At 37.1% G+C, this 15515-nt stretch carries 15 protein-coding genes and 1 other annotated feature; of the genes, 11 read left to right on the top strand and 4 right to left on the bottom strand.

Translation table 11 applies throughout. The annotated features are described in order from the left end of the window. The first annotated feature begins 10 nt into the window (after nucleotides 1-10). Entirely contained in the window at nucleotides 11-793 is a 783-nt protein-coding gene (locus NSS97_RS25405) for a membrane protein insertase YidC (protein ID WP_044439240.1), read from the top strand. A gap of 129 nt (nucleotides 794-922) precedes the next feature. Then, the gene (locus NSS97_RS25400) at nucleotides 923-1888 is read left to right on the top strand and encodes a hypothetical protein (RefSeq protein WP_107887259.1); all 966 of its coding nucleotides are present in this window, start codon (nucleotides 923-925) and stop codon (nucleotides 1886-1888) included. A 90-nt stretch (nucleotides 1889-1978) separates the two neighbouring features. Here NSS97_RS25400 and NSS97_RS25395 read toward each other — a convergent pair whose 3' ends face one another. After that, on the bottom strand, nucleotides 1979-2206 hold the full coding sequence (locus NSS97_RS25395) for a hypothetical protein (protein WP_107887260.1): 228 nt from the start codon (nucleotides 2204-2206) through the stop codon (nucleotides 1979-1981). A gap of 165 nt (nucleotides 2207-2371) precedes the next feature. Then, nucleotides 2372-2608 (top strand) — a binding site (T-box leader). 65 nt (nucleotides 2609-2673) lie between these two features. On the opposite strand from NSS97_RS25395, the gene NSS97_RS25390 reads away from it, so the two are divergent. The 3 genes from NSS97_RS25390 (at nucleotide 2674) to NSS97_RS25380 (ending at nucleotide 5533) form a co-directional block, all read left to right on the top strand. Further along, a complete protein-coding gene (locus NSS97_RS25390) occupies nucleotides 2674-3987 on the top strand; it encodes an amino acid permease (RefSeq protein WP_107887261.1) in 1314 nt (437 codons plus the stop codon). A 110-nt stretch (nucleotides 3988-4097) separates the two neighbouring features. After that, nucleotides 4098-5282, top strand: a complete 1185-nt coding sequence (locus tag NSS97_RS25385) for an MFS transporter (RefSeq protein WP_002129783.1) — start codon at nucleotides 4098-4100, stop codon at nucleotides 5280-5282. 77 nt (nucleotides 5283-5359) lie between these two features. Further along, entirely contained in the window at nucleotides 5360-5533 is a 174-nt protein-coding gene (locus NSS97_RS25380) for a hypothetical protein (protein ID WP_002034605.1), read from the top strand. A gap of 180 nt (nucleotides 5534-5713) precedes the next feature. On the opposite strand, the gene NSS97_RS25375 is transcribed toward NSS97_RS25380, so the two are convergent. After that, nucleotides 5714-6472 (bottom strand): TrmB family transcriptional regulator, encoded by a 759-nt coding sequence (locus tag NSS97_RS25375; RefSeq protein ID WP_002143655.1) that lies wholly within the window; start codon nucleotides 6470-6472, stop codon nucleotides 5714-5716. Between the two features lie 208 nt (nucleotides 6473-6680). Between NSS97_RS25375 and NSS97_RS25370 the strand changes: the two genes are divergently transcribed. The 4 genes from NSS97_RS25370 (at nucleotide 6681) to NSS97_RS25355 (ending at nucleotide 10583) form a co-directional block, all read left to right on the top strand. Next, nucleotides 6681-8681, top strand: a complete 2001-nt coding sequence (locus tag NSS97_RS25370) for a methyl-accepting chemotaxis protein (RefSeq protein ID WP_341114331.1) — start codon at nucleotides 6681-6683, stop codon at nucleotides 8679-8681. A gap of 77 nt (nucleotides 8682-8758) precedes the next feature. Continuing rightward, nucleotides 8759-9061: an MTH1187 family thiamine-binding protein gene (locus tag NSS97_RS25365; RefSeq protein WP_088123675.1), complete on the top strand. Its 303-nt coding sequence runs from the start codon at nucleotides 8759-8761 to the stop codon at nucleotides 9059-9061. A 48-nt stretch (nucleotides 9062-9109) separates the two neighbouring features. Beyond that, complete coding sequence (locus NSS97_RS25360; RefSeq protein ID WP_001290599.1) at nucleotides 9110-9355, top strand: YusU family protein; 246 nt, start codon at nucleotides 9110-9112, stop codon at nucleotides 9353-9355. A 310-nt stretch (nucleotides 9356-9665) separates the two neighbouring features. Further along, complete coding sequence (locus NSS97_RS25355; RefSeq protein ID WP_002015957.1) at nucleotides 9666-10583, top strand: proline dehydrogenase family protein; 918 nt, start codon at nucleotides 9666-9668, stop codon at nucleotides 10581-10583. Nucleotides 10584-10605: 22 nt separating this feature from the next. On the opposite strand, the gene NSS97_RS25350 is transcribed toward NSS97_RS25355, so the two are convergent. Both NSS97_RS25350 and NSS97_RS25345 read right to left on the bottom strand, forming a co-directional pair. Beyond that, entirely contained in the window at nucleotides 10606-11445 is an 840-nt protein-coding gene (locus tag NSS97_RS25350) for a D-alanyl-D-alanine carboxypeptidase family protein (protein WP_033713142.1), read from the bottom strand. Between the two features lie 97 nt (nucleotides 11446-11542). Continuing rightward, nucleotides 11543-11689, bottom strand: a complete 147-nt coding sequence (locus NSS97_RS25345) for a YuzL family protein (RefSeq protein WP_001096346.1) — start codon at nucleotides 11687-11689, stop codon at nucleotides 11543-11545. 237 nt (nucleotides 11690-11926) lie between these two features. On the opposite strand from NSS97_RS25345, the gene NSS97_RS25340 reads away from it, so the two are divergent. Both NSS97_RS25340 and NSS97_RS25335 read left to right on the top strand, forming a co-directional pair. After that, nucleotides 11927-14308, top strand: a complete 2382-nt coding sequence (locus tag NSS97_RS25340) for a 3-hydroxyacyl-CoA dehydrogenase/enoyl-CoA hydratase family protein (protein ID WP_044439228.1) — start codon at nucleotides 11927-11929, stop codon at nucleotides 14306-14308. 21 nt (nucleotides 14309-14329) lie between these two features. Further along, entirely contained in the window at nucleotides 14330-15502 is a 1173-nt protein-coding gene (locus NSS97_RS25335; RefSeq protein ID WP_001206332.1) for an acetyl-CoA C-acetyltransferase, read from the top strand. Nucleotides 15503-15515 lie beyond the last annotated feature (13 nt).

The raw sequence follows: 15515 nt of genomic DNA, 5'->3' as shown, positions 1-15515 counted from the left end.
AGGAATGAACATGTTAAAATCATACCGAGCTAGGCTCATTAGTTTATCATTATTACTTGTTTTTGTTTTATCTGGCTGCAGCAATGCAGGTACAATTGATTCACATAGTACGGGAATTTGGAACCATTATTTCGTATATCCAATCTCATTTATGATTCAATTTGTTGCTCATCATATACCTGGAGCTAGCTTCGGGATTGCCATCATTATCATGACGCTCGTTATTCGTTCAGCAATGATTCCATTAGCTGTTTCGCAATATCGTAGCCAAGCGAAAATGAAAAAAATGCAACCTGAATTACAGAAGCTGAAACAGAAATACGGTGATGTGGGTAAAGATCTTGAAAAACAAAAGCAGTATCAAAAAGAAATGTCAGAACTAATGAAATCAGGCGGTTGGAATCCGTTAGCTGGGTGCTGGCCAATCTTTATACAAATGCCGATTTTCTCTGCTTTGTATTATGCCATTAGCCGAACTGAAGAGATTCGTACATCTTCATTTTTATGGGTGAACCTAGGACATGCAGATCCATATCATATATTACCGATTATCGCAGCGTTAACAACATTTATTCAAATGAAGGTGTTCCAATCAAATGTAACGCCTGGAGAACAAGTTCAAATGCTGAAAATACAGCAAATTATGATGCCTGCAATGATTCTATTTATGGGATTTGCGGCGCCATCAGGACTGGTGCTGTATTGGATTACAGGTAACTTATTTACAATGACACAAACAATTGTATTAAGAAAAGTAATAGAACGTGAAGAATTACAATTACAAAAAGCTTAGAAAAACGCCGCTCGTGATGAGCGGTGTTTTTTATTTAAATCGTTAAGGAAATTTTAAGAAACCAACATTACTATTGGCATTGTATACGAAAGTGTACATGCTTTAGAACTATGAAGGAGGAAATTTCCTATGAAGAAGAAAACAGTTGGGTATTTAGTAATTGCAGGTGCTCTATCATTTGGAATTGTAGGAGGAGCTGGTATACCAGCGTTTGCGGCAACTAATACTCCAGCAGCTGAGCAAGTTACAAAAGGAACTGCAAAGAAGAATTTAGATGAAGCAACAAAACAAAAAGTAAAAACGATTATGGATGATACAAAGAAACAGTTAGAGGAACTAGGTGTGAAACTTCCAGAGAAGGAGAAACGCAAAGACATGCTTGCGGACTTAGATGAGGCGACAAAAGAAAAAGCGAAGTCGATTCTAGAGCAAGAAAAATCCGGGAAATTAACTCGCGAACAAGCAAATGAGGAATTAACAAAGCTAGGCGTGAAATTCCCAGAGAAAGGTAAGCACAAAGATATATTCGCGAATTTAGATGAGGCGACAAAAGAAAAAGCGAAGTCCATTTTTGAGCAAGAAAAGTCCGGAGCATTAACGCATGAGCAAGTGAAAGAGAAATTGAAAGAGTTAGGCGTAACGCTTCCAGAGAAAGGGAAGCACGGTGACATGTTCGCGGATTTAGATGGGGCGACAAAAGAAAAAGCGGAAGTAATTTTGAAGCAAGAAAAGTCTGGAACACTAACTCGTGAGCAAGCGAAAGCGAAGTTGAAAGAACTAGGTGTGAAATTCCCAGAGAAAGGGAAGCACGGTGATATGTTCGTGAATCTAGATGAGGCGACAAAAGAAAAAGCGAAGTCTATTTTTGAGCAAGAAAAGTCCGGGAAATTAACTCGCGAGCAAGCGAAAGAAGAATTGACAAAACTAGGTGTGAATCTTCCAGAGAAAGGGAAGCATGAAGACATCTTTGCAAACTTAGATGAGGTGACAAAAGAAAAAGCGAAAGCGATTCTAGAAAAGGAAAAGAAACAATTAGCAGATTTAAATGTGGATCTTCCAAATCATAAATTTTTTATGAAAAAAGATGATAAATAATTGAACTATGTAGTATCTTTCGTGCGGGCAACCGAAAGGTACATACGACAAATGCGAGGACCGATTTCTGTAAGCAGAAATCGGTCCCTTTTAATGATTCATTGAAATTCTTTTCATTGTTAGTATGTATCCAAAGATGCAGTAGAAGATTGCAAAACCGATAAACACTTCAGTATATCGGTATTTACCTAATACGTAGAAGGAAGCAGCTGGTATAATAGCTACCGCTAAAATGCTATAACCAGGATAATTATATCGATACATGATAGCGAATATAAAAGAAAGAACCGTAGCGTTGATACAAAAAATAGCAATCATTATTAGTACACCTTCTACATTGATTATACCATTTTTAGGGAAATAGAGAAAAATGGTAACTTCTGTTATAATATAAGAAGAGAAATGTTTCTTATGTTATATAAAAAATATATTGATTTTTTCTAACAATTCAATATAATGGGAAACAACTACAAAATTCGACATCAAGAAGTGATGATGAGGATATGATCAGTTTTTTACGATTATCAGAGAGGGAGGCCTTTGGCTGTGAGCTTCCTAATACGGGAAAATCGATTACCACCTCTGAACTGCAGCAGTGAACGTATATCTAGTAATTGCATGCCGGCAAAAACCGTTATTTAGACTTGAGAAATTGGTGAAGTGTGTCACTTTACTAATTGAAACAAGGGTGGAACCACGAATACAACACTCGTCCCTTTTTTAGGGAGGAGTGTTTTTTTATTTCATTTTTGCATCACACTAGAATTGGAAGGAGGATACGCAGCATGCATCATGATGAGAAAAACAAAATTGGTTTAACAGTAGCACTTTCTATCGTAGTAGGCACTATTATTGGGTCTGGTGTGTTTATGAAACCAGGGAGCGTATTAGATTACTCAGGGAGTTCTAATATGGCTATTCTTGCTTGGGTAATTGGTGGTCTGTTGACGTTAGCAAGTGGTTTAACAGTAGCCGAAATTGGAGCGCAAATTCCGAAAAATGGTGGGTTGTATACGTATTTAGAGGAGATTTACGGAAGTTTTTGGGGGTATTTATCTGGCTGGATGCAAACAATTGTTTATGGACCAGCTATTATTGGAACGTTAGGTTTGTATTTTAGTTCTTTAATGATGAATTTTTTCTATTTAGATAAAGTCTGGAATTTACCAATCGCAATTGGAACAGTTGTGTTCCTAGGCGTTATAAATAGTTTGGGAACAAAATATGGGGGCATCGTCCAAACGGTTACGACAGTTGGGAAGATGATTCCAATTATATTAATTGTTGTGCTAGGGTTTTGGAAAGGGAATAGTGATATCTTCAACGTAGTTGTACCGATATCAGAAAATCAAAGTATCGGGATGGCAATTTTAGCAACTTTATTTGCCTATGATGGCTGGATTTTGCTTGCTTCTATTGGCGGAGAAATGAAGAATCCAACAAAGTTATTACCGAAGGCAATGACAGTTGGGATTTTAATTGTAACAGCTGCTTACGTATTAATTAACTTAGCGTTATTAAATGTATTACCAGCAGCGAAAATTGTAGCCCTTGGAGAAAACGCAACGGCGACAGCTGCGGGAATGTTACTTGGAGAATATGGCGGGAAAATTATTAGTATTGGTATTATCATTTCTATTTTCGGTTGTTTAAATGGAAAGATTTTAACATTCCCACGTATTCCGATGTCGATGGCAGAGCGTGGACACCTTCCGTTTTCTAAGTTTATTGCAAAAGAAAATTCGAGATTTAAAACACCAGCAAATGCGATTACTGTTGAAATCATATTAGGAATTATTTTAATGATTATTAGTGATCCGAATAAGCTATCCGAGATTTCCGTATTCATTATTTATATTTTCTATGTAATGACATTTATAGGTGTCTTCATTTTAAGAAAACGTAACAAGAATAAAGAGCGTGCATACAGTGTACCGTTATTCCCAATCGTACCAATCGTCGCGATTTTAGGATCATTGTTTGTACTTGGAAGTGCGATTATTAACGATCCGGTAAGCTGCTTCTTATCAATTGGAATTGTATTTACTGGACTTCCGGTATATTGGTACTTAAATAAGAAGAAAGAAACTGGAGTTTAATGATTGAAGGGCAGGCGTATTATACGCCTGCTTTTTTGCTGTAAAAAAATTTGTACTTGCGTCCACTTTCTCTTTTGGTTACTATAATGGTAGTAACCAAAAGAGAAAGTGTGGGGAAAGGCTTGAATTTTCGTGTATATATTTTAGCTATTGCGGCTTTCGTAGTCGGAACGGTTGAGCTAATTATAGGAGGAACGCTTGATTTAGTTGCTAATGATTTAGGTGTGTCGATTAGTGCAGCTGGTCAGCTTATTACAATATTTTCAGTAGTATTCGCTCTATCGGGGCCAGTTTTATTAGCATTAACAGGCAAGTTTGAAAGAAAGAAATTGTATGTTGTGGCATTATCAATTTTCTTAATTGGAAATATCATTTCGGCATTTAGTGTGAATTACGAGATGTTAATGTTCTCGAGAGTAATTTGTGCAGCGAGTGGATCGCTTATTATTGCACTATCGGTAACACTTGCTTCTAGTGTAGTAGAGCCGCATTTCCGTGCGCGTGCAATTGGAATCATTTTCATGGGTATTAGTGGATCACTCGTACTTGGAGTACCGCTAGGTCTTGTGCTCGGAAATGCATATGGATGGCGTGCACCATTTGTATTAATTTCAATATTAACGGTTATGGCGATTGCTTGTATTTCGTTGTTCTTAACGAAAGTACCAGCGACATCGGTATTATCAATAAGAGAACAAATTGCTACGTTAAAGGATAAAAAAATTGTAAGCGCACAGTTAACATCATTTTTATTTTTAACAGGTCATTTAACGCTATACGCATATTTAACACCGTTTTTAAAAGATGTGATGCATGTTGAAGCAAATTGGATTAGTGTGTTTTACTTCATTTTCGGAATTGCAGCGGTACTTGGAGGTGGCCTTGGAGGCTGGCTTGCTGATAAATGGGGATCGAAGAAAAGTATTATTTCCATCATTATCGTATTTGCATGTGCAATCTTTATGTTGCCGATGATGACATTCTCATTCCCGCTTTTCATTATTATGATGGGGCTTTGGAGTATGCTGAGCTGGGCAATTTCGCCAGCACAGCAAAACTATTTAATTGAAATTGCGCCAGAATCAGCTGGTATTCAGCAAGGTTTAAATAACTCTGCACTTCATTTAGGAATTGCACTTGGCTCAACAGTGGGCGGAGTGGTTATTGAGAAATCATCTGTTATATATAACGCTTGGGTAGGCGGCGTTTTCATTATATTGGCACTGCTTTGTGCGATTTTCTCTATTACGAGAGGACGTTCGAATCAGCTTACGAAAGAAGAATCTATCATTTGATAGGTTCTTTTTTGTGTGAAAAATTGCAGGGGTTAGTAGAGAAATGGAGAAGGGAGTATATAGCGAGGTGATAGTATATGGAGTCTAATTTTTCAATTATTGGTTTTCTAATTTCTTTAGTCCCATTATTTCTTATTATTTTTGTATTTAGATGGATTCGTTTCATCTATCAGAATTCTGAGAAACAAGTAGAGCAAAATGAGAAGATTATTGAGCTTTTGATGGAGATAAAGGAGCAAAAAAAATCGTAAAATGAACGTTCTGTATTTACAAATCAAAACCATCCGAAAAACCAACTACATAAAATTAAATTAGCGAAAGCGTAAAAAAGAGCTGTACCAAATGAGTATGTAAAACTCCGTTTGGTACAGCTTTTTTTGTATGAAAAATTATATTATCTATTCAAATGGTAGAATCGATTTTGGGAATTGTTAATACCTCAACTTCATCAACAATTCCTTAATTTCCTCATCCTGCATAAAGAGATCATGGTGCTTCTCTGTAATCTTCGCAAGTGCAACGTCATGATAGAAGAACTCCGTAAAGAACTTCACGAAAGGTTGTGACATTGTTTTCATCGCTTGCCATGATTCTTGCTCTACACCAGCAAATAAAATTTCACTATCGTCAACGATGAGTAGTAAATAACGCTCTAATGCGTTAGGTTCTTGAGCTGGGATTAAAAAATGCATGTTTTCTAAGTCAGTTTCCACTTTTCCAACTATGAGGGACTCGACTTGGACGCCTTGTTTTGCTTTTTGTTCTAGTAAAGGAAGATATTCTAAAAGGGTATCGTTCCATGCGGAGATGCGTATGGATTCTTTCGCATCTTCTACAAGTTGCCTACTTTGTACTTTAATAGAAGACTGCATTTTTAAACTCCAAACGCGGTCATCTGTAAATGATTTTTTAGAAATATTATTTTCAAGTTCTTTAATATTAGATTGGAATTCTGTCGTTAACTTTTCAATTGCTAGCTTGAGTGGTAATGCTGTATACAATTTTTTCTTTTCAGAAACAGAATCCATTACCATCCCTTTATCAATGAGTCGTGCTAACACTTCGTATATTTTTGCTTTTGGAACACCTGAATGTTTAACGATAGTTGTTGCATCTAATGGGTCATTGCTTGATACGACAACTTCATAAGCTTGGCTTTCATATTGTGAGAAACCGAATTTTTGTAGCATAGTTCCCTCCGAACGAATGAGATTATATGTTAAGGATAATGAACTATTTGTTTTTACACAAGTGTTGAGATAACAAGTAAGTTGATTGAAATGAGAATAAATTTCAATTTTTTAAACTATATGGATTGAGCTTTCTGATTTATCTATTATACTTAATATAGTGATTAATACGATTAAATTTTACCGAGAAGGGGATGCTTGAGGGAATATGTTGAGAAGTTTACGTTTAAAAATTGCAGTAGTATTTTCGGTACTTATTTCTATGATGTTCGTAATATTAGGTACAGCTATGTATCAATTACAGAAAGAAAAGGAAGTGCGTTCCTTAGACCAGTATTCTCAAAATACGATGGACCTTGTGACAGAGCAACTTACGACATTTGTTCAAAGAACTGATGAAGATATGGGGTATTACGCGAACAGTGAGATGATTCGTAATATGATTCAAGATGGGGTTACTCCAGAAGAGGAAGCGTTTTTAACGAAAGAGTTTGCAGAGTATAAAAAGAATCATCCCGGTATTTTAGATTTATATATTGGTACGAAAGATAAAAAAACATTAAGTGCCAATCTTGCTGAAGGTGGGCAAGTGCCAGAAGGATATGATCCAACGACAAGAACGTGGTATAAAGATTCAGAGGCTGATGTGAAAAGGGTTCATTGGGGACAACCTTCTTATGAAATTGCGACAGGAAAGTTAAGTGTAGGGGTTTCTAAAGCAATTACAGCTCAAGATGGATCTGTATTAGGCGTTGTTGCGATGGATGTATCGCTCGGAACAATTCAGAAATTGCTTCACAATATTCAATACAATAATGACGGAGAAATGTTTATTATAAATGATAAAAATATGGCTCTTGTTTATCCAGAAAAAGTAGGGAAAGATGTTTCTAAAGAGCCACTTATGAAGAGTTTAAATAAAGAGGTAACAAAATATGCTGTCACTACATTAAAAGGTGAAGATGTAGTTGTTTATAGTCAGTCATTTGATGCGATGAAATGGAAGATAGGAATCTTTTATCCGAAACAAACGATTGATGGATTGTTAAGTAGTACGAGAAATACAGTTATTATAATGGCGTGTATTAGTTTATTAGTTGGAATAGTAGCATCATATTTATTCTCAAGAAGATTAGCAAGACCATTACAACTATTAACAAATCACGTTCAAAAAGTAGCGGAAGGTGATTTAACACTACAAATGAAGGTGACAAGTAAAGATGAGGTTGGTATGCTTACGACTCACTTTAATGATATGGTTGAGCAAATGAATGAAATGGTAAGTAAAATTAAAAATAGTGTATCGACAGTACAGAAATCGACTCACAATCTGCATTATTTAACGAATGAAACTGTAGCAGCTAGTAGAGAAGTATCAGGTGCAATGGATGATGTGAGCGGAGGAGCGTCCACTCTTGCTAATAGTGTAGATGAAGTTTCAGAACAGCTCGAGAATATGGCGCAGTCAGTGGAACAAATGAATAACTCCGTTGGTGAAATAAAAGGAGTGGCTGGCAAAGCTGAAGAGGCATCTAAGCAAGGATTAAATATGATGCGTAATTTAGTTCGTACAAGAGAACAATCATCTTCTATCGTTGTTCATACGGAAGAAGCGTCCGGTAAGTTAGAGCAAAGGGTTGGATCGATTCAAAATGTGGTAGAACTTATAAAAGGTCTTTCGGATCAAACGAATTTACTGGCTTTAAACGCTTCAATTGAAGCAGCACGTGCAGGTGAGCAAGGTAAGGGCTTTGCTGTTGTTGCTGAAGAGGTTCGGAAATTAGCTGAACAATCAAAAGAGGCAACGGGTGAGATTACAATAATGATTAGCGATGTGCAGTTAGAAGTAAAACGAGTTGTAGAAGTTGTAAGTAAATTGAAAGACATTGCGGATATACAAAATAAAGTTACGACAGAGGCGGAGACAGAATTCCGCACAATTATGTCAGTTGTAAATACTATTAGTACCTCAGTTGAAAAAATTGTAGAAGAGGTAAATAACATAGGTCACGAGCAAGAAGAAATTACAGAAGTTATGCAAACAATTGCTAGCACGAGTCAAGAGAGTGCAGCTGTTTCTGAAGAGGTAAATGCAGCAACTGAGTCACAAGTGAATCATTTAGAAAAAGTAGCTCATACGATGGAAAGTTTGACAGAGAATATGCAGGACTTAGAAAGATTGGTTGAGCAGTTTAAAGTAGAAGAGTAACGTATTAGTAAAATGATGAGAATTTCGGTAAAATAGACAATGGATATATAAGAAGCAGTAATAGGAGGAAGATTATTATGGCAATTGTTGATGTATCGATTATTCCAGTAGGAACAGGTAATCCAAGTGTTAGTGAATATGTAGCAGAAGTACAAAAGGTACTAGAGAAAAATGCTGATCGCGTGAAGTATCAATTAACACCGATGAATACAGTAATTGAAGGAGATCTTCCTGTCATTTTAGAAGTCATTCAACAAATGCATGAAGTTCCATACGCGAAAGGTGCACAGCGCGTTGCGACAACAATTCGTATCGATGATCGCCGTGATAAAGTAAGTACGATGGAGAAGAAATTAAACTCTGTTCGATCAAAATTATAAGAAAAAGCAGCGATCTTCGCTGCTTTTTTCATATAGGAGGAAAATAAGATGAGTGAAAAGTTTAATGAGCAGTTTGACGGCTTGCTAGAGAAATACACGGAACTATTACTTGGAGAGAGCAACGAAGAGCGAAAAGAGCAGGTACAGAAATGGGCACTTTATTCTTATATGGCTAAGACGATGCCAGCTTTAGTGAAACATTGGAATGAGACGTATCCAGATGCAAAAGAAGAGATGGTACAGTTAATTACGAATATTAAAAAGCTGAATGATGAGAAGCGAAATGAGAAGTAAGAAGGCTTGAGATAATGTTACCTCAAGTTTTTGTTATTAATATCCTTATATAATTTACATGAAATATAAATGGTTTTGTGAGCATGTCGAATATTTTCGGCATGCTCATTTTTTCCCTAGTAAACCCGTTTTTTCTGAATGTCGAAAAATATTTTCTTCATATTTATAAACGAGAATATAGGGTTTTAAATGTTTTGATAGTATTTTATAAATTATCTAAATAATTATTTGTATCAAATAATTTTAAACAATGATATAATTTTGAAGAGGGGTAAAAAACAGATAAATTATAGTCGTAGGGGTGAATTACATGGAACAATTAATGCGAAATTCGTTTCTTTTCTTATCTAAAAATAAAGCGCTAACAAAACTGGCTAAAAAGTACGGTTTACGCTTTGGTGCAGGTCGCTTCGTCGCAGGGGAAACGATTGAATTAGCGACAGCTGCAATTAAAGCATTAAATAAGCAAGGTCTTTGTGTAACAATCGATTATTTAGGTGAATTCGTTGATAACGAAGCGGAAGCAAATGAAATGGCCAGCGAATCGATTGAAGCGATTCGTGCAATTGGAAGAGAAGGTCTTAATTCACAGCTTTCTTTAAAGATGACTTCTATGGGATTAGATATCTCCGACGAAATCGTAATGAACAATATGCGCCGTATTTTAGAAGCTGCAAAAGAAAACGGTGTGTTTATTACAATTGATATGGAAGACTATACGCGCTGCGGAAAAACAATTGATATCTTTAAACAATTAAAATCTGAATACGATAATATTGGTACTGTTATTCAAGCTTATTTATATCGTACAGAAAAAGATATTGAAGATTTAAACGCTTATAATCCTAATTTACGTCTTGTAAAAGGGGCCTATAAAGAACCTGAAGAAGTAGCGTTCCCGGAAAAGAAAGATGTAGATGACAATTATAAAAAAATTATTAAAATGCACTTATTAAATGGAAATTACACTGCAATTGCTTCGCATGACGAAGCGATTATTGAATATACGAAAAAACTTGCGGAAGAACACAACATTCCAAGGGATCAATTTGAATTCCAAATGTTATTTGGTATTCGTACAGAGCGTCAACTTGAGCTAGTAAAAGAAGGTTACAAAATGCGCGTTTACGTGCCTTATGGAAACGACTGGTATGGCTATTTCATGCGCCGTCTAGCAGAACGTCCAGCAAACGTTGCGTTCGTATTAAAAGGTATGATCAAAAAATAACCAAGGAGAAAATACTCCTTGGTTATTTTAATTGCTGAAATGCGTAGTGCGCCATTTTCTTCGTATCAGGATATAGCTGCGTACGAGTAGAAGATAACACGACGTTAATGACGCGTTTACCGTCTTTTTCATCAACTGTTACGACTGTGTATTTTCCGAGTGCTGATAAACCGCTTTTACTTCCAATCGCATATGGATCATCATATAGTTCTTCCCGTCCATAGTTTGCGATTTTCGGAGAACGCTCTGAAGTATGTAGTGTTGTATGTATTGAATTCATATATTCTAAAACGATCGGATACTTCAAGGCTTCTTTCGTAATAATAGCAATGTCATATGGTGATACTTTATTTCCAAGTGCATCAGCACCGCTTGCGTTTTTGAAAGTCGCATGTTTTGTCCCAAGTTCCTTCGCCCTAGCGTTCATCATTTTCACAAACTCATTTTTTGATCCTGCGATATGTTCTGCAATTGACTCAGCGATTGGGTCTGCACTAATAATAAGCATAAGTTTTAATGCCTCATCACGTTTTAACTTTTCACCCGCGCGAAGCTTAATCTTCTTACTTTGACTTTCCGTTTTAATCGCATTCTCTGTAACCGTAATTTCTTCATCTTCTTTCACATTTTCTAGTAAGAGTAAGGTAGTCATCATTTTCCCTATACTAGCCGGATAAGAGCGTTCATCTTCCCGTTTTCCATACAAAATTTCACCTGTGTCTGCATCGATTGTAATCCCGTATTGCCCAGTAATGTTAGGCTGATCTGCTCTTACAACTTGTTGCCTTTGTGCATAAGAGAAGAAAATCATCCCTGTAAATAGTGTGGCAATCATTACAATCATAATTATTGTTCGTTTCATCGTCGTTCCCTCTTTTGTTTTCCATATGTACAAATAAATTGGGCAGAAAAAGCAGCCATTAATCATTATGCCACGTTCTCTGCCCAAAAATATAGCGTTATTTTTCGCCCATATTATGCTTCTTATATTGTTGGTTATTACCTTGACGCCCTTTTTCAACACCTTGATTATGCGGGCCTGCATTTCCAGTTACGCTTGCTGCGCTAATTCCAGCTTTTGAAGGGTTCTTCTTAAGTTTTGCCATATATATTCCCCCAGTTTCGTCAGATTATAAAAAGGAAAAGTGCATTTTAATGAAGAAAATACACATGTATAGCATAGCCAAATGAAAGAAATATATTTATTTCAGAAAATTTTATCAATAAATATATTGCGAAAATTCAAACTGTATCATATATTTATTAGTAGAGGCTCACTCATTGATTGCGACTTATGTCGAAAAATTGAATGAGCATTCATTCAAGAATAGGGGGAGAAATGGATGTTCCAAATTAAAAAGGCTGCTGTTCTAGGTTCAGGCGTAATGGGTTCAGGAATTGCGGCACACTTAGCTAATATTGGTATTCCGACATTATTGCTTGATATTGTACCACCTGCGCTTACGAAAGAAGAAGAAGCGAAGGGACTTACATTAGAACATAAAAGTGTGAGAAATCGTTTTAGTAATACGGCTGTGCAAAAACTATTAAAGCAAAAACCAGCTCCTCTGACAGTGAAAGGAAATTTAGCACTGATTGAAGCAGGTAACTTAGAAGATGATCTTGAGCGTCTAGCTGATGTAGATTGGATTATTGAAGTAGTAGTTGAAAACTTAGATATAAAGAAGAAACTATTTGAAAAAATAGATGCTGTTCGTAAACCAGGCTCAATTGTGAGCTCAAATACATCAGGCATTTCCGTTGAAAAAATGGCAGAGGGTCGTTCAGACGACTTCCAGAAACACTTCTTAGGAACACACTTTTTTAACCCACCACGATATTTAAAACTTCTAGAGGTAATACCGACGAAAGAAACTGATCCACAAGTATTAAGCTTCATGAAACTATTTGGCGAAGACGTTCTTGGAAAAGGCGTTGTTATCGCAAAAGACACACCAAACTTTATTGGAAACCGCATCGGTACGTATGGCTTGCTTGTGACGCTTCAAGAAATGATTAAGCGTGGCTATAGCATTGGAGAAGTTGACTCTGTAACAGGTCCATTAATTGGTCGTCCGAAGAGCGCAACGTTCCGTACATTAGATGTTGTTGGTTTAGATACATTTGTACACGTTGCAAATAACGTATATGAAAATGTACAAGAAGAAGAGCGTGATGTATTTAAAGTACCTGCTTTCATGCATGACATGCTTGATAAAAAATGGCTTGGAAGCAAAACAGGTCAAGGCTTCTTCTTAAAACAAGGAAAAGAAATTTTAGAATTAAACCCTGAAACGATGGAATACGAAGCGCGCAAAAAATTAAAAGCTGCATCCGTAGAGTTAAGTAAGCAAGAAAAAGGATTAGCGAATAAATTGAAAGCGCTTGTATACGCGAAAGATCGCGCAGGAGAGTTGTTATGGAATATTATCACACCAACTCTTTTATACTCTGCAAAACTTCATAAAGAAATTGCTGACGATATCGTTGCAATTGACCAAGCGATGAAATGGGGCTTCGGATGGGAGCAAGGACCATTCGAAATTTGGGATGCAATCGGCGTTGAAAAGTCTGTTCAAAAGATGGAAGAAAACGGCGCAGTTGTTCCTACTTGGGTGAAAGAAATGGTAGAGAAAGGTTTCACTACTTTCTATAAACATGATAACGGCGATAGCTACTATTACGACAATGGTGAATATAAGCTAATCGAACGTAACAAAAAAGCAATTTCTCTTAAGCAGTTAAAAGAGAAAAACGGTGTGTTAAAGAAAAATAGCGGAGCGAGCTTAATTGATTTAGGCGATGGTATCCTTTGCTTAGAATTCCATTCGAAGAGCAATGCAATCGGTATGGATATTACGCAAATGATTAACTACGCTGTTGATGAAGTAGAGAAAAATTATAAAGGTCTTGTTATCGGAAACCAATCGAAGAACTTCTGCGTTGGTGCGAACCTTGCAATGATCTTAATGGAAGCACAAGACGACAACTACTTTGAAATTGAGTGGGTTGTGAAAAACTTCCAAGATGCAATGACGAAAATTAAGTACTCTTCTAAGCCAGTTGTAGCGGCGCCATATGGTATGACGCTTGGCGGTGGTACAGAAGTTTGTTTACCAGCAGCGAGCATTCAAGCTTCTAGCGAAACATATATGGGCTTAGTAGAAGTAGGTGTTGGATTAATCCCTGGCGGAGGCGGTAACAAAGAGTTATACATTAAACACTTAAACAAAATGGCAAACGGTGTAGAATTCGACTTACAAAAAGTTGCGAATAAAGTATTCGAATCTGTAGCGATGGCGAAAGTTTCTACATCAGCACAAGAAGCTGTATCGAACAACTTCTTAGGCGATAAAGACGGTATTAGTGTGAATGGTGATCACTTACTATATGATGCGAAACAAAAAGCACTTTCTTTATATGAAGCAGGTTATAAAGCACCTATCCGCAAAAAGATACCAGTTGTTGGTGAGACAGGATATGCAGCGCTTGTACTTGGTGCAGAGGCAATGCATTTATCAGGTTACATTTCTGAACATGATCTGCACATTGCGAAGAAACTGGCATATGTCATTGCGGGCGGAAAAGTGCCGTACGGAACAGAAGTTGATGAGCAGTATTTATTAGATGTAGAACGTGAAGCATTTATTAGCTTAGTAAGTGAGATGAAATCACAAGCAAGAATGCAGCACATGCTTGTAAAAGGAAAACCATTACGTAACTAATAACGAGGGGAGATATCGTTCATGAGAGAAGCTGTCATTGTTGCGGGAGCAAGAACACCAATTGGAAAAGCAAAGAGGGGTTCATTAAAAACAGTTCGTCCTGACGATCTAGGGGCGTTAGTAGTAAAAGAAACGTTAAAGCGTGCGAATTATGAAGGACCAATCGATGATTTAATTTTCGGTTGTGCGATGCCAGAAGCAGAGCAAGGTTTAAATATGGCTCGTAATATCGGCGGGCTAGCAGGACTTTCTTACGATGTTCCAGCTATTACAATTAACCGTTACTGTTCTTCAGGTTTACAAAGTATCGCTTACGGAGCAGAGCGCATTATGCTTGGTCACTCTGAAGCTGTATTATCAGGCGGAGCGGAATCAATGAGTTTAGTTCCAATGATGGGACACGTTGTTCGTCCGAATAGTCGCCTTGTAGAAGCAGCACCAGAATATTATATGGGTATGGGGCATACAGCAGAGCAAGTTGCTGTGAAATATGGAATTTCTCGTGAAGAACAAGATGCATTTGCAGTAAGAAGTCATCAACGTGCTGCGAAAGCATTAGCTGCAGGGAACTTTGCGGATGAAACAGTATCTGTAGATGTGACGTTACGCTCGGTTGGATCAAACAACAAACTGCAAGAAGAAACAATCATTTTCGCACAAGACGAAGGTGTAAGAGCAGAGACGACGCTAGACATTTTAGGTAAATTACGTCCAGCATTTAATGTTCGCGGTTCTGTAACGGCTGGTAACTCTTCACAAATGAGTGACGGTGCAGCATCTGTACTATTAATGGATCGTGAAAAAGCAGTGAGCGATGGCATGAAGCCACTTGCAAAATTCCGTTCATTCGCAGTAGCTGGAGTACCACCAGAAGTAATGGGAATCGGCCCAATTGCTGCAATTCCGAAAGCGTTAAAATTAGCTGGTTTAGAGCTATCTGATATCGGTCTATTTGAACTAAATGAAGCATTCGCTTCTCAATCTATCCAAGTTATTCGTGAACTTGGTCTAGATGAAGAAAAAGTAAACGTAAACGGCGGTGCAATCGCACTTGGACATCCACTTGGCTGTACAGGAGCGAAACTAACACTATCTCTTATTCACGAAATGAAACGTCGCAACCAACAATTCGGTATCGTAACAATGTGTATCGGCGGTGGAATGGGAGCAGCGGGAGTGTTTGAATTACTATAAAAAAAAGTGGAAG

It is taken from the genome of Bacillus sp. FSL R12-0074, from assembly GCF_038005725.1.
In the GTDB taxonomy this organism is placed as follows: Bacteria; Bacillota; Bacilli; order Bacillales; family Bacillaceae_G; genus Bacillus_A; species Bacillus_A mycoides.
This window is presented reverse-complemented; position numbering and strand designations above follow the sequence as displayed.